This is a genomic window from Kitasatospora sp. NPDC096204, from assembly GCF_044763205.1.
In the GTDB taxonomy this organism is placed as follows: domain Bacteria; phylum Actinomycetota; class Actinomycetes; order Streptomycetales; family Streptomycetaceae; genus Kitasatospora.
Genome location: NZ_JBIWFT010000034.1, coordinates 17,159 through 41,596, shown reverse-complemented (window position 1 = coordinate 41,596; position 24,438 = coordinate 17,159). Strand labels below are relative to the sequence as shown.

Sequence of the window (24,438 nt, the reverse complement as noted above, 5' to 3'; positions counted from 1 at the left end):
CGGGTGCGACGGCCCGTCAGGCCCCCGTGCGGGCCGCGTCGCGCAGCTTGCGCCAGGTGCGGCCGAGGGGGGACGGCCCGGTGCGTCCGGCAGCGGGCGCACCGGACTCCCAGGACCGGGCCGCCTCGGTGAGGGTCTCCGCGGACGGCGGGGTGGCCGGCTGGTCGGACCGGACCGACCGGGCGGCGCGGGCGGCGCGCAGGAGGTCCTCGGGGCCGAGCGCGGCGAGCCGGGCCCGGGCGTGGTCGAGCAGGGTGGCGCAGGCGTCGGTGATCGCGGCCTCGCCGAGCGGGCGGGCCGGGAGGTCGAGGCCCTCGGCCAACACCCTTTCCAGGGCGGCGCGCAGGTCCTGGACGGAGAGGTCGCGGACGGTCAGCGACAGGTGGGCGGAGAGGCCGCCGGCGCCGACCGCCCGGTGGGCGAAGCCGCGCGGGATGTAGAGCACGTCGCCGGGTTCGAGGACGCCGTGCAGTCGCAGCGGGGAGCGCTCGTCGTCCGGGAGTTCGCCGAGCTGCCAGTCGGCCGCCGTCGGTGCGTCGTGGACGTACCAGGTCTTGCGGCCGGCGGCCTGGAGGACGAACACGTCGGCGTCGTCGCGGTGCACCGCGAGGCCCTGGCCGCCGGCCGGGGTGACGAAGAAGAAGGCCTCTATCCGCCGGTCGAGTTCCTCGGAGAGCCGGGCCACCAGGTCGCCGGTCGGGCCGTGCCACTGGTCGACGCAGCGCAGCAGCAGGGTCGCCCCGCGGCGCAGCTGGGCGAGGACCCGCGCCCGGTCGGCGAAGCCGTGGTGGGTGACGCCGTTGACCACGCGGGAGGTGGTGAAGGCCTCGGGCGGGATGGTGACCTTGTCGGAGCGGACCATCTCCAGGTAGGGCGTGCGCAGCAGCCCGCCGTCGAAGGCGGCGTCCAGTTCGTCGAGGTCGAACGGCGAGGCGGGGGCCGCCGGGGCCGCCGGGTCCTTCGGGGCCTTCGGGGCCTTCGTGGCCGCGGGGTTCTCCCGGGGGAAGAGCGCGGGCTCGCGCTGCCACCGGCGCTCGGCGAAGCTCCGGACGTCGCCGACCCAGTCGGCCAGCGTGGGCGATTCCATGGTGTGTCCCGTGGTGTCAGGGGTGTTCCGGGGCGCGGGAGCGCGGGGCCCCAGGGGTCCTCTACGAGCAGGGCGTCAGGCCCCGACCTGCGCCTCGAACCGTACGGAGAGCAGGGAGCGCAGCGGCACCTGCGCCTCCTGCTGCGGGCCGCGGACGGTGAGCCGGCTGTCCAGGGCGACGGTCAGCAGCCGCTCGGCCAGCGGCACGATCAGGTGCTTGGCCCAGCAGCGGGCGCCGTCGAAGCCGAACGGCATGAACGCGGGCGCCTTCTCCGGGTCCGTGACGCCGTCCCAGCGCTCGGGGCGGAACTCCAGCGGGTCGGACCAGTAGTCGGGGTGGCGGTGCATCAGCAGCGGGAAGAGCGCGACGTCGTCCTCGGGGCGGATCTCGGGGTGCAGGGCGGTGTACGCCGCGCCGCCGTTGCGGTACAGCATCCACGCCGGCGGGAGCAGCCGCAGCGTCTCCCAGAGGATGGCGGTGAGGTCGGCGCGCTGCTCCGGCCGGTCCCGTTCCGGGCCCATCAGCCACAGGGCGTTGCCGGTCAGCGCGGCCACGCCGTCGCACAGGGTGGCCGTCGCCCGCCGGTACATCGCGACGGCCTGGCGGCGGTCCAGCGGGTCGTCGGCGTCGCGGATCAGCCCGGCCAGTGCGGTGCGCCCGTCCTGGTCGGCGGAGCCGGGCCAGCGGGTGGCGGCGCGGTCGACGAGCCGGGAGAGGGTGTCGGAGCGGGTCACGCCGCGCTTCGACAGCAGCGAGACGGGCAGCGGGTCGCCGGAGAACAGCCAGCGGCGCAGGTAGGAGGTGCCCGCGTAGGGCCAGGCGCCGGCCATCCCGCGGGCCGGGGGCGGCGGCTTGCGGCTGCCCGCGACGGCGTCCTGCCCGAGCGCCCGGATCGTCCGGGTCGCGCTGTCGTGGGGGATCTCGGCGCCCGCGGCGGGCTTGTAGACCGATCGCTCGGTGGAAAGCACGGGGCGGGCCGCGACGATTTCGGCCATCAGTCGGGAGTCCGAGACGCCCACCTTGGCCGGGTCGATCCGGAAGACCTTCTCGTCCCTGGCCAGCAGGTCCCGAATCGTCGGGGCGAACACGACGGTACGGCTGCGCGTGGTGGCCGTCGCCATTTCTTCCATGGGAATTCGGCCTCCAATGCGAAATGTCCGGGTAATTTCTGGGACGTGCGTTCGGTGCGGCGCGCGGTGAATTCCGGACGCGCCGCGGCGCCGGCGGGAGACGTGGCCGACCCTCGCTCCCGCCGACGGCCGACCACGTCAGATGACGTGCAGCACCCACGCGTGGTTCGCGAGGTCCTCGTTCTTCTTGAACTTCTTGACGAGCGTCATGATCATCTTCATGGCTGTCTCCATTCCGGTGATTGCGGGTGCGGCGAGAATGCCGCACCCGGGCCGTCCGAGTTATTCGGCATTCCGTTGCCGGGTGCCGAACTGGTTGATCTGTCATGGACCCTAACCGAAAGATCGCCGCTCGGACACCCCTTCGGCAGAGGATTATGCGATCTCTGCGCCTTGTTAGCGGTCTATTCGATGGTCGAATCGTTATAACCCGTGGAAATCAAGGTGGGGCGCGGAGCGGGAACGCGAAAGGGCCCCGCGAAGCCGCGGGGCCCTGCTGCGCGTACGACGGGTACGGCGCGGTCGGTCAGGTGTCGAGCACGGTGATCAGTTGTAGGTCGTGGTGACGGTCACGCCGCCGAAGCCCTGCTGGCCGTAGAGGCTGAAGTACACCCAGCCGGACGGCGGGTTGGCGATGGTCAGGGTCTCGCCGTTGTCGCCGTTGGTGGACTTGGCCTTGTACGAGCCGGTGGTGGCCCAGGCGCCGCCGTTGTAGTACAGGTCGGCGTTGCCGGTGCCGCCGCTGGTGGTGATGGTCAGCTGCTGCACGCCGGCCGGCAGGTACAGGAAGCTGTAGCTGTAGTTCCCGGTGGTGGCGGCCACGCCGTCGCGGCGGCAGTTCTTGTCGAACTGCCGGGTGTCGGCGGCGGTGCAGAGCGGGGCCTTGGGCTGCTCGGTGGGCAGCGTGCCGCAGTTGTCGGCGGCGCAGGCCTTGAGCCAGGTGGCGAAGTCGGCGTCGTACTTGGTGCCGATGGTGGTCTTCAGGATGGTGCGGGCGCCGTTCCAGTCACCGGCCCGGTACTTGGCGAGCACCGCGGTGACGTCGTCCGGGTGCGACTGGAGCATGTAACGGACGGCCAGGTAGCCCCAGTTGTAGGTCCGGGTGGAGTCCGAGTTGTCGTAGGTGGTGTCGAACAGGGTGCTCAGCGCGTAGGTGCCCTTGCCGGCCTGGGCGACCGCGGCGTCGTAGTGCTCGCCGCGGTAGCTGTAGGAGACGTACTCGGCGAGGCCCTCGACCCACCAGATGGTCGGGGTGGTCATGCCGGCCTCGAAGTCGCCGTACATGTCGTAGCGGCCGTCGAGGTAGTGGGTGTACTCGTGGTTGAGGTTCCAGATCTGGAACTGGGGGCGCAGCCAGGAGGCCTCGTGGGCGATGAAGCGGGCCTGGTTGCCGGCCTTGGCCGGGTTGCCCTCCTCGTACATGCCGCCGTTGTCGACGTCGATCTTGTACATCTCCCAGGCGTACAGGCTGTAGTTGTAGTAGTCGTCGAAGACGACGACCTCGAGGTTGGTGTTGTTGTCGTTGGCGACCGGGCCGTTGTCCTTGGCGATCTTGTGGAAGAACGCGTCCTGGTTGACCAGGCTGGTGCAGGTGTCGGCGAGCTGCTGCGCGGTCATCTCCTGGGCACGGATGCGCAGGTTGGCGTTGCAGGTGTGGTCGACGGTGAGCACCAGCGGGACGAGCTTGGCCGGGACGTCACAGGTGCCGTAGAGGGAGCAGTTGCCCTCGTCCTTCTTCTCCGCGAACCAGAGCAGGTTCATGGTGAGCGGACCGGTGTTGCCGACCAGCGGGTAGCGGTTGATCAGGTCCTTGAGGATCGGCCGGCCCTGGGCGCGCAGCTCGTTGTGGGCGACCAGGTTGCCGAGCTGGATGCCGATCTTGGTCACCAGGTCGCCACCGTTGAGCAGGCTGCTGTTGCGGGTGACGAAGGACGCCGCGGTGGTGGCGAAGGACGGGTCGGCCTGGAGGGCGGAGACGAACTCCGGCAGGTCGAAGCCGCGCTCGATGACGGTCTCGGTGTTGGCGACGGCGGTGGTCATCGCCGCCGGCCAGCTGCCGGTGTAGTCGTTCAGCAGCCGCTTGACGACGCCGGTGTAGCGGGCGTTCTCCTGGGCGCTGTCGATCAGGGTGACGGCCTCGGCGAGGGTCGCGCCGTTGGCGTCGGTGACGTCCTTGCTGTGCGGGGCGGCGTAGAAGGCGTCCAGCGCGCCGCGGATGGCGGTCTTGAGGCTGTCGCCGTACGGGCCCACGGCGTCCTTGTTGTACCACTGGACGTAGTACCCGGCCCGCAGGAAGAGCACCAACTGCCCGGCCGAGGTGGAGTTGTCGCCGGGGTAGCTGGCGGCGCTGTCGCGCAGGGCGTTGGCGACGGTGACCATCTGGGCCTCGTTGAAGGCGCCCTTGGCGTCGTTGCCGGTGAGCTGGAACAGCGTGTTGACGCAGTCGAGCCCCGAGCCCTTGACCTGCTGGACCAGCGCGGCACCGGACTTGCCGGTGAAGGCGGAGATGTCGCAGGCGGCGGCGGCCGAGAACGACCGGGCCGACTTGGCGGCGCCGACGGTGCTGCCCGCCGTCGGGGCGGTCGCCTTGGCCTGCGGGTCCGAGGCGAGCGGACGGTCGTCCTGCGGGGTGTCGGGCGACTTGGGTACGGGGATCGTGCGCGGCGCGGCCTTCCCGGCCGAAGTGGCGGGCTTGCCGGTCGGGGTGGCCGAGGGGGCTCCGGCGGCGTGGGCCGCCGGTGCGAACAGGCCGAGTGAGAGGAGGAGGGCGGTGCCGAGCGCGGGGAGCCTGCGCACGCCGTCCTTCGCCATCGAGGAGGGACGCATCTGTGGGGGCCTCCGGGGCCGTTGAGGGTGGGGGCGGCCGTGCTGCGTGGGGCGCACAAGCCTTGCCGTGTGACATGTAAAATGGCACAAGCTTGAACGCGAAGGGAAGCCCCCAAGAACGGATTGCCGGTCGGCGAGACCGAAACGTTGCCGGAACGTGTCGTCGGGCGCGTCGTCGGGGCGGACGGACGGTCAGTTCGCCGACCGCGCCGACGGTGTGAGCGCCGCGAACTCCAGCGGTGCCGACGGATCCACCGACAGGTCCGCCGGGGCCGGCTCCGCGCCCGCGCGGACCAGCAGGTCCCCGACCGCCGCCACCATCGCGCCGTTGTCGGTGCACAGCCGCAGCGGCGGCACCCGCAGGGTGATCCCCGCCGCCGCGCACCGCCGCTCGGCCAGCTCCCGCACCCGGGAGTTGGCCGCGACCCCGCCGACCACCACCAGGGTGGCGATGCCGTGGTCCACGCAGGCCCGCACCGCCTTGCGGGTCAGCACGTCCGCGATCGCCTCCTGCAGCGCGGCCGCCGCGTCCGGCACCCTGGGCTCGCGCTGCGCCTCGACCCAGCGGGCGGCCGCGGTCTTCAGTCCGGAGAAGGAGAACGCGTACGGGTCGTCATGCGGCCCGGTCAGCGGGCGCGGCAGCCGGACGGCCGTCGGATCGCCCTCGCGCGCGACGCGGTCGATCGCCGGTCCGCCCGGGTAGGGAAGTCCGAGGATCCGGGCGACCTTGTCGAAGCACTCGCCGGCCGCGTCGTCCAGGGTGTCGCCGAGGTGGACGATCGGATCCCGGGCCAGGTCGCGCACCAGCAGCAGCGAGGTGTGGCCGCCCGAGACGATGAGCACCACGCTGGGGTCGGGCAGCGGCCCGCCGTCCAGGGCGGCGGCGGCGACGTGCCCGGCGAGGTGGTGCACGCCGTACAGCGGGACGCCCAGCGAGAAGGCGTACCCCTTGGCGGCGGCCACGCCCACCTGGAGCGCCCCGGCCAGTCCGGGGCCGGCGGTCACCGCGACCGCGCCGACGTCCGCCAGGGTGAGCCCGGCCCGGTCCAGCGCCTCCCGGACCACCGGCGCCATCGCGTGCACGTGCGCCCGGGCGGCGATCTCCGGCACCACTCCGCCGTAGCGGGCGTGCTCGTCCATCGACGAGGCCACCGCCTGTCCGAGCAGCACGCCGTCGCGCACCAGGCCCGCGCCGGTCTCGTCGCAGGAGGACTCGATGCCCAGTACCACCGGCGACCCTGTCACAGTCACTCACCCTCGTCGGTCATTACGCGGAACGACGACCATTGTGCCCGACGGGATGTGAGGAATAAGCAGGAGCCCATGCTTCGTTCTTGCAACTCATACGCAATAGTGTTGTCCCGGCACGATCACCACCTCCACCGCCGTCCAACGCGGTTCAACCCGCCGAAAGGGGCCGTGTCCTGATGGGCACCTACACGCTTCCCGACCTCCCGTACGACTACTCCGCGCTGGAGCGGGCGATGTCGGCCGAGATCCTGGAGCTGCACCACTCCAAGCACCACGCCGCGTACGTCAAGGGCGCCAACGACACCCTGGACCAGCTGGCCGAGGCCCGCGACAAGGAGCAGTTCGGCGGTCTGGTCGGCCTGCAGAAGACCTTCGCCTTCCACCTGTCGGGCCACGTGCTGCACTCGCTGTTCTGGCAGAACCTCTCGCCCGAGGGCGGCGAGCGCCCCGAGGGCGAGCTGGCCGACGCCATCACCGAGCACTTCGGCAGCTTCGAGGCCTTCAAGAAGCAGCTCACCAACGCCACCACCGGCGTCCAGGGCTCCGGCTGGGGCATCCTGTCCTGGGAGCCGCTCGGGCAGCGCCTGATCGTCGAGCAGGTCTACGACCACCACGGCAACGTCGGCCAGAACACCACCCCGCTGCTGGCCTTCGACGCCTGGGAGCACGCCTACTACCTGCAGTACCGCAACGTCCGCCCGGACTACGTCACCCGCCTGTGGGACGTCGTCAACTGGCAGGACGTGTCGGACCGCTTCGCGGCCGTCAAGAGCGCCTGATCCGCGCCAGGTGACAGTCGGCCCCGGACCGGTCGGGCGGTCCGGGGCCGTCCCCTGTCGTGCGTGGCCCGTACGGGAGTTGACGCCCGACACAGCCGGTGCACCGCTCCGCAGGCCGGACGCCACCCACCGTTCGCCCACCGGTCGTGTGCCCTCCCTACGCTCGCTCGGACCACCGCCGGTGACCGGCCGGCAACGGCCTCCCGGCCCTGTCCGCTGCTGTCGCCGCTGCTGAGGCCGCCACCGCCGTCGCCGCAGCCGCTGCCGCCGCCGAGCGAAAGGGCGCCCGATGGCCCCGCGTCTCTCCCTCGTCGTCCCGATCTACAACGTCGAGCGCTACCTCCAGGAGTGCCTGGACTCCATCGCGGCGCAGACCTTCGAGGACTTCGAGTGCGTCATGGTCGACGACGGCTCGACCGACGACGGCCCGGCCATCGCCAAGGCCCACGCCGGGCGGGACCCGCGCTTCCGGCTGGTCGGCCAGGAGAACCAGGGCCTGGGTGCCGCCCGCAACACCGGCTGGCGCCACCTCACCCCCGGCACCGAGTACCTGGCCTTCGTCGACAGTGACGACACCCTGCCGCCGCACGCCTACCAGCTGATGATCGACACCCTGGACGGGACCGGCTCCGACTTCGCCGCCGGCAACGCCCTGCGGCTGCGCACCACCGGCCTCACCCCCTCGCACGGCCACCGCCGCCCGTTCCGCGAGACCCGGTTGCGCACCCATGTCAGCGAACTGCCCGCCCTGGTCACCGACCGCACGGCCTGGAACAAGGTCTACCGGCGCTCCTTCTTCGACGGCGCGGGCCTGCTCTACCCCGAGGGCATCCTGTACGAGGACGCCCCGGTCAGCGTGCCCCACCACTTCCTCGCCGAGACGGTCGACGTGCTCGCCGACCCGATCTACCACTGGCGCGTGCGCGAGGACGGCGACCTCTCCATCACCCAGAAGAAGACCGACCCGCGCGGCCTGGTCGACCGGGTCCGCTCCATGGAACTCGTCCGCGCATGGCTGCTCGCCCGCCCCGAGCCGGTCTTCGCCGACCACCTTCGCGCCTACGACCGCAACTGCCTGGTCGAGGAGATCCCGATGTTCTTCTGGACCGTCCCCGACGGCGACCACGCCTACCGCGCCGCCTACCAGCGGCACGTCAGCCGCCTCCTGCGGGCCATCGGCCCCGGGCAGGTGGCCGGACTCAGCCCCCAGCTGCGCCTCAAGTACCGCCTCACCCTGGCCGGCGCCATGCAGGGCTTCGTCGCCGTCCAGCGCCTCCACGGCGCCGTGCGCCGCACCCGCCAGGCCGTCGCCGCCCGCCGCTGAGCCGCCGCCGCTGGGCCGCCGATCGCAGCGCATTCGGAAATCCGACCCTGCTGATCCAGCCGGATCCGCGTGTCGGCATCCAGTCGGAGCACATCACGAGCGCACTGGAGTGGGCTGCCGCTCTTCGTGCGAATGAGAGGGCGGTCTGATGTCTGGGAAGGCGGGATGCCTGACGTCCATGGTCGTCAGTCCCTTGAGCAACGTCCGGTTCCCGGTTCCGTTGGAACGGGAGGAGCCACCGGGAGCCGGCGCCGTTCCGGCGGCGCGGCGGGTGGTGATGGCGATCGTGCGGGGGTGGGGGGTGCCGCTCTCCGAAACCGCCCTTGAGGAGTTGGAGTTGTGTGCGAGCGAAGTCATCGCCAATGCGCTGGTGCACACGGGGGAGCGGTGTGTCGTCACGGTCAGCTGGTGCAGCGGTCGGGTGCGGGTGGAGGTGGCGGACCAAGGGGCCGAACCGCGGGTCAAGGTGTGCGAGGAAGAAGCGACCAGCGGGCGCGGCCTGCTGCTCGTGGAGGCGCTCGCACAGGCCTGGGGGTGGTATCCGACCCAGGCGGGCAAGGTGGTGTGGTTCGAGTACCCCGAAACCACCGAAGCGCCGTGCCCCACGCGTGGGTGGGGCACGGCGGTCGTAGCGGCCACCGTCAGGTGGTTCGCTGTTCCAGCGTCTCCTTCATGACCTGAGCTCCCCTGACGACCCGGAGCCGGACCTGCTCGGCCATCTCGTGAGGCAGGACATCCGTCGTCCACACGAGGCGGCACCGCCCCAGGCCCTCGGGGAGGACCTGGAAAGAGGCGTGGTGATGGGTGAGCGGGATCTTGAAGCCCTCGACGGCCGAGTACGCGAGTCGGCGCAGGTCGTCGTCGATGCTGACGATCAGCTCGCGGATGACCGCGCCGCCGGGCATGGTCAGGTGGCGGACGTCCCCGTCGACCCGGGTGTCGAGGACGTAGCCGGGGATGAGGCGCCGGTGGACGGCGCCCACATCCCGTACGGCGTCCCACACTTCGTCCGCGTCGGCCTCGATCGCGATGTCCTGCACGATGGTGGAGATGGTCCTTCGCTCCTGTCAGGAAGTGCCGAAGAAGGCGTCCAGCAAACGCTGTGCCGCCAACCCCGCCGGGAGGGTTCCGGCGCGCACCTGGGTCTCCAACTCGGGCGCCAACCTCAGCACTTCACTGTTCTCGTGCAGCCGCGCGTACACCTGGTCGTGGACCATCGCCCACGTCCACTCGACCTGCTGCTCGCGGCGCTTGGCGGCCAACGCGCCTGTCGCGTCCAGCACCTTGCGGTGCTGTTGCAGCCGCTCCCACAGTACGTCCAGGCCCGCCCCGTCGCGCCCGCTGCAGGTCAGCACCGGCGGCGTCCACGCCGCGTCGGGCGCCTGCAACAGCCTTAGCGCGCCAGCGAGTTCGCGCGCCGCCGCCTTCGCGTCCCGCTCGTGCGGTCCGTCGGCCTTGTTGACGGCGATGACGTCCGCGAGTTCCAGGACGCCCTTCTTGATGCCCTGCAGCTGGTCGCCGGTCCGGGCGAGGCTGAGCAGCAGGAAGGTGTCCACCATCCCGGCCACCGCCGTCTCGGACTGCCCGACGCCCACCGTCTCGATGAGCACCACGTCGTACCCGGCGGCCTCCATCACCACCATGGACTCCCGGGTGGCCTTGGCGACGCCGCCCAGCGTCCCCGAGGTCGGCGAGGGCCGGACGAAGGCGGCGGGGTCGACGGCGAGCCGCTCCATCCGGGTCTTGTCGCCCAGGATGGAGCCGCCCGTCCGGCTGGAGGTCGGGTCGACGGCGAGCACCGCGACCCGGTGGCCCCGGCCGGTCAGCATCGTCCCGAAGGAGTCGATGAAGGTCGATTTGCCGACACCTGGCACGCCCGTGATGCCCACCCGGACCGCGCCGCCCGCGTGCGGCAGCAGCCGCTGGAGCAGCTGCTGCGCGAGCGCGCGGTGGTCGGGCCGGGTGGACTCGACGAGGGTGACGGCGCGCGCGATCCAGGCGCGCGAGCCGTCCAGTACGCCCGTCACGTAGCTGTCGAGGTCGATCGTCCGCGGAGGCATGGGATCAGGCGATCACAGCTCGTGGCCGAGGTCGGCCGCCAGGGACTTCAGCAGGTCGTACGCCGCGTCCGGGATGACCGTGCCCGGGGGGAAGACCGCGGCGGCGCCCGCCTCGTAGAGGGCGTCGAAGTCCTGCGGCGGGATCACCCCGCCGACCACGATGGTGATGTCCTCCCGGCCGGCCTCGGCGAGTTCGGCGCGCAGCGCGGGCACCAGCGTCAGGTGGCCGGCGGCCAGCGAGGACACGCCGACGATGTGGACGTCCGCCTCGACGGCCTGGCGGGCGACCTCGGCCGGGGTCTGGAACAGCGGGCCGACGTCGACGGTGAAGCCGAGGTCGGCGAAGGCGGTGGCGATCACCTTCTGGCCGCGGTCGTGGCCGTCCTGGCCCATCTTGGCGACCAGGATGCGCGGGCGGCGGCCCTCGGCCTGCTCGAACCGCTCGACCAGGTCGCGGGTGCGCTGGAGGGAGGCCGACGGGCCCGCTTCGTCTCGGTACACACCGGAGATGGTACGGATCTGGCCGGAGTGGCGGCCGTACACCTTCTCCAGGGCGTCCGAGATCTCGCCGACGGTGGCCTTGGCCCGGGCCGCGTTGACGGCCAGGTGCAGCAGGTTGCCGTCCAGCGAGCCGCCGCGCTGCGAACCGGCCTCGGCGGCCCGGGTGAGGGCGTGCAGCGCGTCGCGGCACGCGGCCTCGTCGCGCTCCTCGCGCAGCCGGCGCAGCTTCTCGATCTGCCGGGCCCGCACCGAGGAGTTGTCGACCTTGAGCACGTCGATCTGCTCGTCGCTGTCCACCCGGTACTTGTTGACGCCGATCACCGGCTGGCGGCCGGAGTCGATCCGGGCCTGGGTGCGGGCGGCGGCCTCCTCGACGCGCAGCTTGGGGATGCCGGCGTCGATGGCCTTCGCCATGCCGCCGGCCGCCTCGACCTCCTGGATGTGCTCCCAGGCCCGCGCGGCGAGGTCGTGCGTCAGCTTCTCGACGTACGCGGAGCCGCCCCACGGGTCGATCACCCGGCAGGTGCCCGACTCCTGCTGGAGCAGCAGCTGGGTGTTGCGGGCGATCCGCGCGGAGAAGTCGGTGGGCAGGGCGAGCGCCTCGTCGAGGGCGTTGGTGTGCAGCGACTGGGTGTGGCCCTGGGTCGCCGCCATCGCCTCCACGCAGGTGCGCGTCACGTTGTTGAACACGTCCTGGGCGGTGAGCGACCAGCCCGAGGTCTGCGAATGGGTGCGCAGCGACAGGGACTTGGGGTTCTTCGGGTCGAACTGCTTGACCAGCTTGGCCCACAGCAGCCGGGCCGCGCGCAGCTTGGCGACCTCCATGAAGAAGTTCATGCCGATCGCCCAGAAGAACGACAGCCGCGGCGCGAAGGCGTCCACGTCCAGGCCCACGTCCAGGCCCGCGCGCAGGTACTCCACCCCGTCGGCGAGGGTGTAGGCCAGCTCCAGGTCGGCCGTCGCACCCGCCTCCTGGATGTGGTAGCCGGAGATGGAGATCGAGTTGTACCGGGGCATCTTCTGCGAGGTGTACGCGAAGATGTCCGAGATGACCCGCATCGACGGCTGCGGTGGGTAGATGTAGGTGTTGCGGACCATGAACTCCTTGAGGATGTCGTTCTGGATGGTCCCCGCGAGCTTCTCCGGCGGTACGCCCTGTTCCTCGGCCGCGACGATGTACAGCGCGAGGATCGGCAGCACGGCGCCGTTCATGGTCATCGACACCGACATCTTGTCCAGCGGGATGCCGTCGAACAGCTGGCGCATGTCGTAGATCGAGTCGATGGCGACACCCGCCATGCCGACGTCGCCGGTGACCCGCGGGTGGTCGCTGTCGTAGCCGCGGTGGGTCGGCAGGTCGAAGGCGACCGACAGCCCCTTCTGGCCGGCCGCGAGGTTGCGGCGGTAGAAGGCGTTGGACTCCTCGGCGGTGGAGAAGCCCGCGTACTGGCGGACGGTCCAGGGCTGGTTGACGTACATGGTCGGGTACGGCCCGCGCAGGTACGGGGCGACGCCCGGGTACGTCTCCAGGAAGTCCAGGCCGGCCAGGTCGGCGCCGGTGTACAGCGGCTTGACGCCGATGCCCTCGGGGGTGTCCCAGAGCAGTTCCTCGACGTCCTTGCCGGTGGACCGGCGCCAGGCGGCCCGCCACTGGTCCTCGGTGACGCCCGCGTTGCCGGTGGCGCCTGCGTTGCCGGTGGCGCCGGCGGCGCCGCCGTCCAGCCCGATTCCGGTGAAGTCGGGGATCATCGAGCGGCTCCGATCTGGTCCAGCAGGGAGGTCAGGACGGCGACGGCGTCGCCTCCCGCGAAGATGAACTCGTCCACTCCGGCGGGTACTTCGCCGAGCCGTCCGGCCAGCAGCACCCTGGTGGCGCCGGCCGCCTTCAGGGCCTCGGCGACGGGCGAGGCGTGCTCGGCGTACAGGGCGTCGCTGGAGCAGAGGCAGGCGACGGTCGCGCCGGAGGCGCGGAACGCCTCGGCGAAGGCCACTGGGTCGACGGACTCGGCCGAGACCGTCGCGATGCCGCCGGCCTGGAAGAGGTTGGCGGCGAAGGTGGTGCGCGCGGTGTGCGCGGAGGCGGTGCCGATCGAGGCGAGGAACAGGCTCGGTCGGGCGCCGTGCGCGGCGGCGTGGGCGTCCGAGCGGTCCCGCAGCGCCTCGAAGGCCTCGGCGCGGCGGACCTGCGGCAGCCCGCCGCCGAACCCGGCCGGGGCCGGTTCGCGGACCAGCGGCTGCTCGTCCAGGTGCGGGAACTCGCTGACGCCGGTGACGGGTTCGCGCCGCTTGGCGAGCCGAACGGACCGCTCCGCCCAGGTCGCGGCGATCCGTTCCTCGACCAGTCCGGAGGCGAGGGCGGTGCCCAGGCCGCCGGCCCGCTCGATCTCCTGGAACCAGGCCCAGGCGGCCCGGGCCAGCTCCTCGCTCAGCTGCTCGACGTACCAGGAGCCGCCGGCCGGGTCGATCACCCGGGCCAGGTGGGACTCCTCCAGCAGGATCGCCTGGGTGTTGCGGGCGATCCGGCGGGCGAAGGCGTCCGGCAGGCCGAGCGCGGTGTCGAAGGGCAGCACGGTGACGGAGTCGGCGCCGCCGACGCCGGCGGCCAGGCAGGCGACGGTGGTGCGCAGCATGTTCACCCACGGGTCGCGGGCGGTCATCATCACCCGCGAGGTGACGGCGTGCTGGCGCTGCGCCGGGGCGGCCGCGCCGGCCCCCGAGACCTCGGCGACCCGGGCCCAGAGTCGGCGCGCGGCACGGAACTTGGCGATGGTGAGGAACTGGTCGGCGTCCGCGGCGTAGCGGAACTCCAGCTGGCCGAGCGCGTCGTCCACCGACAGTCCGGCGGCGGTCAGCGCGCGCAGGTAGGCGACGCCGGTGGCCAGCGAGCAGCCCAGCTCCTGGGCGGGGGAGGCGCCGGCCTCGTGGTACGGCAGGGCGTCCACCGTGAGCGCCCGCAGGCCCGGGTACCCGGCGACGCAGCGGGCGGCCAGCGCGGTGGCCTCGGCGAGCAGCGCGTCGGTGCGGGCGCCGTCGCCGGTGCGGGCCTGGAGGCCGAGCGGGTCGGCGCCGAGGTTGCCGGCGGCGGAGCCGGGGGAGACCTCGCGCTCCTCGTACAGCTTGAACAACTGCTCGGCGGCGTCGGTGAATTCCGGCCCGGCGTCGAGTGCCACGGCGGCCAGGTCCAGGTACACCCCGGCCAGTGCCTCGGGCAGGGCCGCCACCGGCAGGCCCGCACCGCCCAGCTCCAGCCAGAGCGAGCTCACGCCGTGCTCCAGGTCGGCCAGGACGGCCTCGTTGGTGCGCCGGCGGTCCGGGTCGGCGTGCCGCTGGCGGACGTCCCACCCGGCCACGGCGGAGCCCTGTGCCCGGCCGCCGCGCACGAACGGCGGGAAGCCGGGGTAGCCCGGGTCCGCGTCGGTGTCCTCGGCGGTGTACAGCGGGCGGGCGCTCAGCCCGTCCTGGAGCCGCGTGGTGAGCGCCTGCTCGGCGGCGGCGCCGTCCTCGGGCTGGGCACCGGACTTGCGCAGCACGCCCTGGACGAGCTGCTGCCACTGCTCGCGGTGCGCGGCCGGGAACTCGGAGGCAAGGGGGAGCCCTTCGGGCGGGACCTTCATGTGCGCAGGTTAGCGTCCGTTCGCGGGGCCGCAGGAGGGGGATTCCGTGTGACCTTGCCCTCGATCGCGCCGGGATCCGAGCACTCTCCCAGGTGGGGAGTGCCACGGCTGCCCGGGGCGGCGGGCACCAGGGGTGGGAAAGGGTGCCGTACGGGGGAGCCGAGGGGAGTGGACGGGGGCCGGGGGAAGCCGAGGGAGCGGGTGAGGGGCGGGTGCGGGTGGGCGGGGGCGGCGGCGGCGGGCGCGATGTCCGGGGTCAACACCGATGGCAGGGAACGTGATCGATGTCCCGTCATGCTGCCAAAACGTCATGATCAGGGGGATTGCGGAACCCGGGCCCTCATCTATTAAGTTACTTCGAAGAAGGTGGGCGGGGCGGCACCCCCCCGTTGCTCGCCCTGCCTGCCTTCGTCGTCCCCGGCCCCGGCCGAGCCGTCCCCCGGCTCCGTCCGGACCCTCCCCAGATTCCCCCGAAGGAGAGCGACCGCCATGGGAAAGCGTCGCAAGCCCAGCCCGCCGAGCCGGGCCCGCATGGCGGTCGTCACCACGGCCATGGCGGCCGGCGGCGCGGTCCTCGCCTCCGGTACCGCCCACGCCGAGCCGACCCCGAGCCTGGCCTCCGTCAAGGAGCAGGTCGACCAGCTCAACGAGGCGGCCGAACAGGCGATCGAGAAGCACAACGGCTTCCAGGCGAAGCAGCAGCAGCTCCAGGCCGACGCCAACGTGATCCAGGAGAAGGTCGCCCGCGGCCAGGAGGCGATGAACGAGCTGCGGACCCGGCTCGGCGCGGTCGCCGCCGACCAGTACCGCACCAACGGCATAGACCCGTCGGTCCAGCTGATGCTCGACTCCGACCCGTCCGCCTACCTGGAGCGCGCCGCGGTGCAGAACCAGGTCTCCGACTCCCAGGCGAACCTGCTCAAGCAGGCCCAGGACGAGCAGCGAAAGCTCGACCAGGACCGCGCCGAGGCCACCGCCACCCTGGCCGCCCTCGACTCGGTGGGCACCCAGCTGGCGGAGCAGAAGAAGGACATCCAGACCAAGCTGGCCCAGGCCCAGGAGACGCTGAACAAGCTCAGTGCCGAGGACCGCGCCAAGATCAACGCCCAGCAGAGCGCCGAGAAGGCCAAGGCCGAGGCCCAGCAGGCGGCGGCTGCCGCCGCTGCCGCCGCCAAGGACCGGGCCTCCCGCTCCGCCGACCGCCCGGACATGAACGCCCCGGTTCCGTCGGCCAGCGGCCGGGCCGGCGCCATCATCGGCTTCGCCCAGGCCCAGCTCGGCAAGCCCTACGGCTGGGGCAAGAACGGCCCCGCCAGCTTCGACTGCTCGGGCCTCACCAGCCAGGCCTACCGCGCCGCGGGCGTCACGATCTCCCGGACGTCCGAGGAGCAGTGGAAGGACGGCCCGCACGTCGACCGCGCCAACCTCCAGCCCGGTGACCTGGTCTTCTTCTACAACGACCTGCACCACGTCGGCCTGTACATCGGCGACGGCAAGATGATCCACGCCCCGCGCACGGGCAAGAACATCGAGGTCCTGCCGATCTCCGCGATGCCCTACATGGGCGCCGTCCGCCCGGCCTGACCGCCCGGCTGAGGGCCCACGGCAGAGGACCGACGGCAGAGGACCGACAGCAGAAGACCGACAGCAGTGGACCCGAGGGCATCAGCCCTCGGGTCCACTGCTGTCCGGGCACCCGGCGGCCGAGCGCTCGTCGAGCCCTCCCGGGTCCGGATCGTCGAGCGCCGTGTGAACCGTGGGGGACAGCCCGGTTCCGCGCTCGTGAAGTCGCGGTGATCCGGTTCCGGTACTGCGCGAACCATTCAGAAGTACTGCCGGTCACTGCTAAGTTACCCGTCGGTCAGGGCCAGTGCGACTGCTCTCCGGGCAATGGGCCCAGCCACAAGTCACCATCGCTCCCGCATCGTTGACCCGAAGGGACCCTCCACGTGACCGTGCGCAAGCTGACGTCGTCAGCCGCCGCGACAACGACCGTGCTCCTCCTCTGCGGCGCCATCCTGAACGGAGCGGCGTTACCGGCCGCTGCGACCACGACCACCACGACCACCACGGCGGCCGTGTCGGCCACCGGCCCCAGCGCCCCGGCAACGCTGGCGCCCCCGGCGTCCGGCACGGCCGCGGCCGTCGTGGCGACACCGGCGCAGGGCAGCGCGCCGGCCACCGCCGCCGCCCCCGGCCTCGCGCTCTCCTCCTACGACGCGGCCACCGGCACCGCCGTGCTCGCGCCGGCCACCACCGGTCCGCAGACGCCGTCCGCCCGGGCCGCGGCCCCCGACGACGCCGCGGCCGCCGTCCGGCCCGGGCAGCTGATCGACAGCCCGCCCACCCCGGCCGCCCCGCACGGCGCGCTGGTCGCCGTCACCGGCGTGCAGCCGACCGCCGACGGAAAGGTCGCCGTCACCACCCGCCCGGCCACCCTCCCCGAGCTGCTCGGCGCGACCAGCACCAGCCTGCGCAGCGCCGTCAGCCCGAGCGCGTTCGAGGTCCAGCCCCAGATCGGCGGCATCGAGGTCACCACCGACCTCGGCGCGACCTCGGGCCAGGGCTCCGTCTCCGGGAGCCTGGGGCTCAGCGCCCACGCCACCGTCCCGCTGCCGAACGGCTCCTCGGCGACGCTCTCCGGCTCGGTCTCGCTCACCCCGTCCGTGGACTTCTCCTACCAGGGCGCCCTCGGCCTGCTCGACCCCCAGCAGGCCCGGATCGGCTTCACCCTGGGTGCGCACGCCGACTGGCACGTCAGCGCGGACCTCACCGCGAGCACCGGGTCCGTCCGGATACCGCTGGCCAAGTACAGCGCCAACCCCGTGGTGATGGTGGGCCCCCTGCCCGTCGTCATCAACCTGAACTTCACCCTCTCCGCCGACATCGGCGCCGACGGCACCGTCACGCTCGACGCCGAGCAGTCGTACGACGGCCAGTGGGGCGTCCACTCCGACTACGTCAAGGGTCCGGGCTGGACCACCACGACCGAGCCCGGGACCTCCACCGTCGCCCCGCTGCGCCTCAACCTCAAGGGTTCCGCCTCGGCGAAGGCCGGCCTGCTCGCCGAAGGCTCGATCGCCCTGTACGACACGGTCGGCGTGAAGGCGTCGATCGAGCCGTACCTGCGGGCCGCCGTCAACGGCTCGATCGTGCTCGACGGCGCGAGCAGCACGCCGGACATCAACGGCACGGCCGCACTCTACGGTGGACTCGACATCAACGGGGCGCTGATGGCGCAGCTCGCCATCCTCGGCACCCCGATCCTCTCGGCCGACCTGCCCTTCCTCGCGTTCCACCGCGAATGGCTGCTCGCCTCGGTGAGCACCGGCCCGAACCCGCCGCGCCTGGTGGACTGGACCTCGCTCAGCTCCGGCCTGTCCGACGACGCCCACTCCGCCTACCTGAAGACCCGGCCGGACTGGGACCCGTCGGCCCTCAAGGCGTCCTGCCCGGACGGCAGCCGACTGATCGGGCTCAGCCACGGCGGTGACGACGGCCTGTGCACGGACGTCACCAAGGCGGACCTGTGGGACGCCGGCCGTGGGTACGTCGTCGACCACGGCGGCACCTATGTGACCACCGACTGGGCGCCGGGCTACGCCAAGGCCCAGTGCCCCGCCGGCTCCTTCGTCTCCGGATACGGCCGCAACGGCCGGACGATGAGCGTGCTGTGCGCCAAGTCGGCCTCCCCACTGGGGACTTCGGCCCGCACGCTCTGGTTCGACAAGGGTGACAACCGGCCCGCCGTGGCCTCGGGCGGCGACTTCGCGTACGGCTTCGCCAAGGGCCAGTGCGCGAACGACGAGTTCGTCGCCGGCGTGGCCTACAGCCAGCCCTGGTGGCAGCTGTGGGCGGCGCGGCCGTACGCGCTGCTCTGCCAGAAGCTCGCCTGACCGACGGGCGGGTCCGACCGGCGGCGGGCCGGGCGTCGCTCCTCGGGGGTGGCGCCCGGCCCGCCCGCACCCGGCGAAGGGCCTGCCCGCCCGCGGCGGTGGGTCGCTTGCGCGCGGCGGCGGTCCTGCCCCCGCCCGCGGCGGCCGACGGATCAGAGCGCGGCGAGCCGTTGCAGCAGGTGCGCGGGGTCGGTGAGGCCGCAGGCGCGGCGGACGGCGGCGTCGTGGGCGGCGGCGAGGGCGTCGAGGCGGGTCAGCCGGGTGCGGCCCTGGCGGGAGAGGTGGGCGGTGATCCGGCGGCGGTCCTGCTCGTCCTGGCGCCGGTAGACCCAGCCGGAGTCGGCCAGCGAGTCCACCAGCCGGCTCAGGCTCGCCTGCGGGATCAGCAGCGCCTGGGCCAGCTCGCCCATCGCGTGCCCCCGGCCGTCCGCGAGGACGCGCAGCAGCCGCCACTGGTCGACGGTGCAGTCCTCCTCGGCCAGGGCGGCGGCGAGGCCGCCGGAGAGCCTGCGGTGGGCCAGGGTGACCAGCTCGACCAGCAGCGGCTCCGCGGTGGCCGATGCTCCGGCGGTGTCGGGGGAGCGGCCCTCGATCTGCGGTGCGGCACCAACTGCGGTCATCGGACCCTCCCGTTTCCGGCCTTTCCCGATATCGGCAGTACGACGATACTCGCACTGTGAGCGCCGAGGTGAGGTTGATCGATCCGCTCGACGCGCTGCACTCCGTGCGGGAGGAGTCGGCGTTTCGGGTGGGCCTCGTCGTGCCCCAGTCCGGCCCGCTCGGGCTCACCGGCCCGTCCGCACTGGACGGCGCACTGCTCGCCGCGCACGAGGTCAACGCGGGTGGCGGGGTCCTCGGCCGCGCCCTGGAGCTGGTGCTGGTGGACGGCGGTGGTGCGCCGGGCCCGGTCGCCGGCGAGGTGCGGCGCCTGCTGGACGCCGGGGCGCTGGACGCGCTCGCCGGGTGCCACACCAGCGATGTGCACCGGGCGGTCGAGACCGTCGCCGCGGGCCGCGTCGCGTACGTCTTCACCCCGCCGCACGAGGGTGGCTCCCGACTGCCCGGGGTGCTCTGCACCGGCACCGACCCGTCCCGTCAACTCGGTCCCGCCATTGCCGAACTGACGGAACGTCATCGCATCTCCCGCTGGGCGCTGATCGGCAACGACTACATCTGGCCGCGCTCCGTCCACCGGGCCGCCGAGGGGCTGGCGGCACGGGCCGGCGCCCGGGTGGTGCTGGAGCGGCGGATCGCCTTCGGGGCGGTCGAGGAGGCGCTCGAACCGCTGCTGGACGCGCTGCGCGCCGCCCGCGCGGACGCCCTGCTGCTCAGTCTGATCGGGCGGGACCAGGTGCACTTCAACCGGGCCCTGCGGCGCAGCGGGCTGGACCGCGGGCTGGTGCGGCTCTCCGGCGCCCTGGAGGAGAACGGCCTGCTCGCGCTCGGCGGCGACGACACCGGGACGCTGTACGCCGCGATGCCCTCCTTCGCGACGCTGCCCGAGGAGCGCCGGCAGAGCCTCGCCGAGCGGCACCGGGCGCTGTGCGGCCCGTGGGCGCCCGTCCTGGACGCCTACGCGGTGGGGCTGTACGAGGGCCTGCGCCTGCTCGCCGACCTGGCGGCCCGTCGGGCCCTGGCCCCGGACGGCCTGCGGGCGGCCGCGGGCCGGTTGCTGCGCCGTGAAGGTGCGGGCCGGACGCCGGTCCACCTCGCCCGGGCCGAGGGCCTCGGCTTCGCCGTCCTGTCGCGGTAGTCGCCAGGCCGCTCGCCGCGGCGACTGCGGCCGTCCTGTCGCGGTGACCCGGGCCGCTCCTTCTCGCCAGTCGGAATGGCGCGACAAAACCCTTCCATCTGGAAATACTTGCCCCTACAGTCTCTCCACACACCCCCGCAGGGTCGTCACGGAGAGAGAGCACCATGGCCGACACACCCGCACCCCAGGGCATCGAGAGCTACGGCTACCAGCAGGAACTGCGCCGTTCGCTCGGCTTCACCGACCTGCTCGTCTACGGGCTGGTGTTCATGGTGCCGATCGCACCCTTCGGCATCTTCGGCGGCGTCTTCCAGGGCTCCGGCGGCATGGTCGCCCTGGCCTACGTCCTCGGCATGGTCGCGATGATGTTCACCGCCCTGTCGTACGCCCAGATGTCCCGGGCCTTCCCGATGGCCGGCTCGGTCTACACCTACGCCGGCCGCGGCATCGCCGCCCCGGTCGGCTTCCTGTCCGGCTGGATGATCCTGCTCGACTACGTGCTGGTGCCCGGACTGCTGTACCTGATCGCCGGCGTCGCGATGAACTCGCTGGTGCCGTCCGTCCCGGTCTGGCTCTGGCTGATCGGCTTCGTGCTGCTCAACACCGTGGTCAACTACCTCGGCATCGAGACCACCAACCGGGTCAACAAGGCGATGCTGATCGGCGAACTCGTCGTGCTGGCCCTGTTCGTGGTGGTCGGCGTGATCGCCCTGGCCAACGGCAAGGGCCGGGGCTTCGACTTCACCCCGCTGTACGACTCGCACACCTTCTCGTGGAGCCTGGCCTTCGGGGCGGTCTCGATCGCGGTGCTCAGCTTCCTGGGCTTCGACGGCATCTCCACCCTCTCGGAGGAGAACCGGGACTCCGCCAAGGCCATCGGCCGGTCCATGGTGGCCGCGCTGCTGCTCGCGGGCACACTGTTCATCGTGCAGACCTGGGTCGCCTCGCTGCTGGTCGCCGACCCCGACGCGCTGATCCGGGACGGTGACCCGAACGGCACCGCCTTCTACGACGCGGCCCGCACCGCCGCCGGCGGCTGGCTCGCCACGCTGACCGCCGCCTCCACCGCCGTGGCCTGGGGCTTCGCCAACTCGCTGGTCGCCCAGGCGGCCACCTCCCGGCTGCTGTACGCGATGGCCCGCGACCGCCAGCTGCCCGCCTTCCTGTCCCGGATCCACCCCACCCGCCGGGTGCCGGTCAACGCGACCCTGCTGACCGCCGGGATCTCGCTGGTGCTCGGCCTCTACACGGCCTCGCGCGAGGACGGCATCACCCTGCTGAGCACCCTGGTCAACTTCGGTGCGCTGACCACCTTCCTGGTCCTGCACGTCGCCGTGGTCGTCCACTACCTGGTCCGCAAGCGCAGCAAGGACTACTGGCGGCACCTGATCGCCCCGGCGCTCGGCTTCGCGATCCTCGCGTACGTGGTGGTCAACGCCAACATCGCGGCCCAGCGGCTCGGCTTCGTCTGGCTGCTCGTCGGCGGGATCGTGCTCGCCGGGCTGATGGCGACCGGGCGCAAGCCCCGACTGGCCGTCGCCGAGGCCGAGTCGGGCCCCGAAGCCTCCACCGCGAACACCGCCAACGCCGCCACCACCCCCTCCGAGGAGAACCAGTGAGCCTGCCCGAGATCGTCAAGCTGAGCCCGACCCCGGAGGACTACGCCTACACCTTCGGCGGCCGCGCCCCGCTCGTCACCGTCCAGCCCGGCACCGTCATCGAGCTGACCACCGAGGACTGCTTCGGCGGCAAGGTGCGCGGTACCGGTGACCTGCCCAGCCAGGTGTGCGTCTTCCCCTACCTCAACCCGGTCACCGGCCCGATCGCGGTGGCGGGCGCCGAGCCGGGGGACGTCCTCGCGGTGCACTTCGTGGAGATCACCCCGGCCCGGGAGTACGGGATCTCCAGCACCTTCCCGCACTTCGGCGCGCTGACCGCGACCCACACCACCGCGATGCTGCACCCGGCGCTGGAGGAGCGGGTCTGGGTCTACGACCTGGACGTCAAGGCGGGCGTCTGCCGGTTCCGGGCCCGCAACAGCGAGTTCACGGCGGAGCTGCCGCTGGACCCGATGCACGGCACGGTCGGCGTCGCCCCGGCGGCCGGCGAGGTGCTGGCCTCGATCACCCCGGGCGCGCACGGCGGCAACCTGGACACCCCCGAGATGCGGGCCGGCACGACCGCCTACTTCGGGGTCAACGTCGAGGGCGGCCTGGTCGCCATCGGTGACGGCCACGCCCGCCAGGGCGAGGGCGAGGTGTGCGGCACGGCGGTGGAGGCGGCGATGCGCACCACCGTGATCGTCGACCTGGTCAAGGGCGGCGGCCCGGCCTGGCCCCGGCTGGAGAACGACGACTTCCTGATCAGCACCGGCTCCGCCCGTCCGCTGGAGGACGCGTTCCGGATCAGCCAGCACGACCTGGTCGGCTGGACCGGCGGACTGCTCGGCCTGGACCAGCTCGACGCCTACCAGCTGGTCAGCCAGGCCGGGTTGGCGCCGGCGGCGAACGTCTGCGACACCAACTACACGATGGTCGCCAAGCTGCCGAAGAGCCTGCTGGGCCGGGCCCGCGCCTACGACGGGCTGCACGACCGGCTGCGCGAGACCGCCGGGGCGTACCTGCGGCACCGGTGACACCGCGGGCCCCCGGTGACCACGCGACTGGTGGCCACGCGACGCCGGTGACCACGCGACTGGTGACCACGCGACTGGTGACCACGCGACGCCGGTGACAACGCGGCCCCGGGCCCGCTCGTTCAGGCGCACGGGTCAAGGCTCCGGCAAATCTCACAGACCCCCACCCCACCCCCACGGCGGGCCCGTCGGCACCCCCACGCCGACGGGCCCGCGGGCGTCCCGGTGGGCGTCCCGGCAGGTGTCCGGGCGTGGTGTCCCGCCGGGCGCCTCACGGGTGCGGCGCGCAGACCAGCAGGTAGGGGAGCAGCGGCAGCACCGACACCCCGAAGCGCCAGGCCGGCCGGAGCCGTCCGCTCGCCGGGCGAGCCAGCCGCCGCACCCGGGCGAGCACCCCGGTGGACGTCGCCCCCAGCCCGGCGCCGTCCGCCGGGGTTCTCCGGCCGGTAGCGCCGCCGGTCGCCAACGCGCAGAGCGCGGAGGCCAGTTCACCCCGCGACACCTGCTCCAGCGCCGAGTCGTCGGCCGCCATCTCCAGCAGCAGCCCCACCTCGGAGCGCCCCAGCCGGGCCAGCGGCAGCGGCCCGAGCAGCAGCGCGAAGGTGTCGGCCGGCAGCCGGAACAGGTGGTGGCGGCCGCGGATGTGGCCGTGCTCGTGCGCGACGGCCGCGGCGAGCTGCCGCTCGTCCAGCAGCCGCAGCGCCCCGCGCGACAGCACCACCCGGGACCGGCGCCCGGGCAGGCAGTAGACGGTCGGATGCGCGTGCTCCAGCACCAGCGCGTCCCAGCGCCGGTCCCGTACGGCGACCACGTCCAGCACCGCCCGGTGCCGCCGCCTGGCCCGCCCGGCGCGCAGGCCGACGGCCGTCACCAGGGCGCCGAGCAGCGCCCCGCCGGCGGTGAGCAGCCACCAGTCGTGGGTGTGCGGCGGCACCGGGCCCGCCGGTCCGGCGCCCGGGAGGAGACCGGAGCGGCCGAGCAGACCGGACAGGTCGAGCAGGCCGAGCAGCCCGGCGGGGCGGTGGGCGAAGGGTTCGACCGCGTGGTGGGCGGTGAGCAGCAGGCCCACCGTGAACGAGGCCATCAACGCGAGCCACAGCGCCGCGCCCGCCAGCGGGCGCGCCTGGAGCCGGGTGGAGCCGGCCAGTCGGCGGGGCAGCAGGACGCCGGTCACCACCAGGTGGAGGCAGAGCAGCGCGAGGGTCACTCGGCGCCCCGGGACTTCACCTGCTCCAGGGCCCTGAGCAGGGCCGATGCCTCGTCCCCGCTGATCCGGTCGACGAAGTGGAGCAGCGCGCCCGCCCGGTCGGGGGTGGTCTCCAGCGCCTGGTGCATCAGCTGGGCGGTGTACTCCTCGCGGGTGCAGGTCGGCTCGTACACCCAGGCGCGGCCGACCTTGTCGCGGCGCAGCCAGCCCTTGGTGTGCAGGATGTCCGCGACCGTGGTGACGGTGGTGTACGCGACCGCCCGCTCCCGCTGGAGGTCGTCCACCACCTCGCGCACCGTGGCGGGCCGGCCCCAGGACCAGAAGCGGTCCATGATCTCGGCCTCCAGATCGCCGAACCCCCGTAGCACCGCCCT

General features: G+C 72.8%; 19 protein-coding genes. 8 read left to right on the top strand and 11 right to left on the bottom strand.

Annotation, left to right across the window (positions count from 1 at the left end; genetic code table 11):
- Positions 1-16: 16 nt before the first annotated feature.
- The 4 genes from ACIQ87_RS30225 to tsaD all read right to left on the bottom strand — a co-directional run bounded on the left by ACIQ87_RS30225 (position 17) and on the right by tsaD (position 6,289).
- On the bottom strand, positions 17-1,087 hold the full coding sequence (locus ACIQ87_RS30225; protein ID WP_402412710.1) for a JmjC domain-containing protein: 1,071 nt from the start codon (positions 1,085-1,087) through the stop codon (positions 17-19).
- 75 nt (positions 1,088-1,162) lie between these two features.
- A complete protein-coding gene (locus ACIQ87_RS30220; protein WP_402412707.1) occupies positions 1,163-2,209 on the bottom strand; it encodes a cytochrome P450 in 1,047 nt (348 codons plus the stop codon).
- A gap of 555 nt (positions 2,210-2,764) precedes the next feature.
- The gene (locus ACIQ87_RS30215; RefSeq protein WP_402412704.1) at positions 2,765-5,044 is read right to left on the bottom strand and encodes a M9 family metallopeptidase; all 2,280 of its coding nucleotides are present in this window, start codon (positions 5,042-5,044) and stop codon (positions 2,765-2,767) included.
- Between the two features lie 192 nt (positions 5,045-5,236).
- Entirely contained in the window at positions 5,237-6,289 is a 1,053-nt protein-coding gene (gene tsaD, locus ACIQ87_RS30210; protein ID WP_402412701.1) for a tRNA (adenosine(37)-N6)-threonylcarbamoyltransferase complex transferase subunit TsaD, read from the bottom strand.
- 182 nt (positions 6,290-6,471) lie between these two features.
- On the opposite strand from tsaD, the gene ACIQ87_RS30205 reads away from it, so the two are divergent.
- The 3 genes from ACIQ87_RS30205 (at position 6,472) to ACIQ87_RS30195 (ending at position 9,074) form a co-directional block, all read left to right on the top strand.
- Entirely contained in the window at positions 6,472-7,074 is a 603-nt protein-coding gene (locus tag ACIQ87_RS30205; RefSeq protein WP_392880054.1) for a superoxide dismutase, read from the top strand.
- A gap of 289 nt (positions 7,075-7,363) precedes the next feature.
- A complete protein-coding gene (locus ACIQ87_RS30200) occupies positions 7,364-8,398 on the top strand; it encodes a glycosyltransferase family 2 protein (RefSeq protein WP_402412698.1) in 1,035 nt (344 codons plus the stop codon).
- Positions 8,399-8,591: 193 nt separating this feature from the next.
- Complete coding sequence (locus ACIQ87_RS30195) at positions 8,592-9,074, top strand: ATP-binding protein (protein WP_402412696.1); 483 nt, start codon at positions 8,592-8,594, stop codon at positions 9,072-9,074.
- Here the strand turns inward: ACIQ87_RS30195 and ACIQ87_RS30190 are convergent.
- Genes ACIQ87_RS30190 through ACIQ87_RS30175 form a run of 4 tightly spaced genes read right to left on the bottom strand, consistent with a single transcriptional unit; the run spans position 9,040 to position 14,573 of the window.
- Positions 9,040-9,438 carry an SRPBCC family protein gene (locus ACIQ87_RS30190; protein ID WP_402412693.1) on the bottom strand — a complete coding sequence of 133 codons (399 nt, stop codon included), beginning with the start codon at positions 9,436-9,438 and terminating at the stop codon, positions 9,040-9,042. The two genes, ACIQ87_RS30195 and ACIQ87_RS30190, sit on opposite strands and share 35 nt — an antisense overlap.
- Before the next feature lie 27 nt (positions 9,439-9,465).
- Positions 9,466-10,458 (bottom strand): methylmalonyl Co-A mutase-associated GTPase MeaB, encoded by a 993-nt coding sequence (gene meaB, locus ACIQ87_RS30185; protein ID WP_402412690.1) that lies wholly within the window; start codon positions 10,456-10,458, stop codon positions 9,466-9,468.
- 12 nt (positions 10,459-10,470) lie between these two features.
- Positions 10,471-12,708: a methylmalonyl-CoA mutase gene (gene scpA / locus ACIQ87_RS30180; protein WP_402412687.1), complete on the bottom strand. Its 2,238-nt coding sequence runs from the start codon at positions 12,706-12,708 to the stop codon at positions 10,471-10,473.
- On the bottom strand, positions 12,705-14,573 hold the full coding sequence (locus ACIQ87_RS30175; protein ID WP_402412685.1) for a methylmalonyl-CoA mutase family protein: 1,869 nt from the start codon (positions 14,571-14,573) through the stop codon (positions 12,705-12,707). Before ACIQ87_RS30175 ends, scpA begins: the two co-directional genes overlap by 4 nt.
- 489 nt (positions 14,574-15,062) lie before the next feature.
- Here ACIQ87_RS30175 and ACIQ87_RS30170 point away from each other — a divergent pair, with 489 nt between their 5' ends.
- Positions 15,063-16,157, top strand: a complete 1,095-nt coding sequence (locus ACIQ87_RS30170; RefSeq protein WP_402412683.1) for an NlpC/P60 family protein — start codon at positions 15,063-15,065, stop codon at positions 16,155-16,157.
- A 365-nt stretch (positions 16,158-16,522) separates the two neighbouring features.
- Entirely contained in the window at positions 16,523-18,469 is a 1,947-nt protein-coding gene (locus ACIQ87_RS30165) for a hypothetical protein (protein ID WP_402412680.1), read from the top strand.
- Positions 18,470-18,621: 152 nt separating this feature from the next.
- On the opposite strand, the gene ACIQ87_RS30160 is transcribed toward ACIQ87_RS30165, so the two are convergent.
- Entirely contained in the window at positions 18,622-19,089 is a 468-nt protein-coding gene (locus tag ACIQ87_RS30160) for a MarR family winged helix-turn-helix transcriptional regulator (RefSeq protein ID WP_402412677.1), read from the bottom strand.
- Between the two features lie 56 nt (positions 19,090-19,145).
- On the opposite strand from ACIQ87_RS30160, the gene ACIQ87_RS30155 reads away from it, so the two are divergent.
- From ACIQ87_RS30155 to ACIQ87_RS30145, 3 genes are all read left to right on the top strand, one after another.
- Positions 19,146-20,222, top strand: a complete 1,077-nt coding sequence (locus ACIQ87_RS30155) for an ABC transporter substrate-binding protein (protein WP_402412674.1) — start codon at positions 19,146-19,148, stop codon at positions 20,220-20,222.
- Positions 20,223-20,386: 164 nt separating this feature from the next.
- Complete coding sequence (locus ACIQ87_RS30150; protein ID WP_402412672.1) at positions 20,387-21,841, top strand: APC family permease; 1,455 nt, start codon at positions 20,387-20,389, stop codon at positions 21,839-21,841.
- On the top strand, positions 21,838-22,857 hold the full coding sequence (locus tag ACIQ87_RS30145; protein WP_402412669.1) for an acetamidase/formamidase family protein: 1,020 nt from the start codon (positions 21,838-21,840) through the stop codon (positions 22,855-22,857). The genes ACIQ87_RS30150 and ACIQ87_RS30145 overlap by 4 nt, the downstream gene beginning before the upstream one ends.
- A 271-nt stretch (positions 22,858-23,128) precedes the next feature.
- On the opposite strand, the gene ACIQ87_RS30140 is transcribed toward ACIQ87_RS30145, so the two are convergent.
- Both ACIQ87_RS30140 and ACIQ87_RS30135 read right to left on the bottom strand, forming a co-directional pair.
- A complete protein-coding gene (locus ACIQ87_RS30140) occupies positions 23,129-24,064 on the bottom strand; it encodes a M56 family metallopeptidase (RefSeq protein WP_402412667.1) in 936 nt (311 codons plus the stop codon).
- Positions 24,061-24,432 (bottom strand): BlaI/MecI/CopY family transcriptional regulator, encoded by a 372-nt coding sequence (locus ACIQ87_RS30135; protein ID WP_402412663.1) that lies wholly within the window; start codon positions 24,430-24,432, stop codon positions 24,061-24,063. Before ACIQ87_RS30135 ends, ACIQ87_RS30140 begins: the two co-directional genes overlap by 4 nt.
- Between the last annotated feature and the right edge of the window lie 6 nt (positions 24,433-24,438).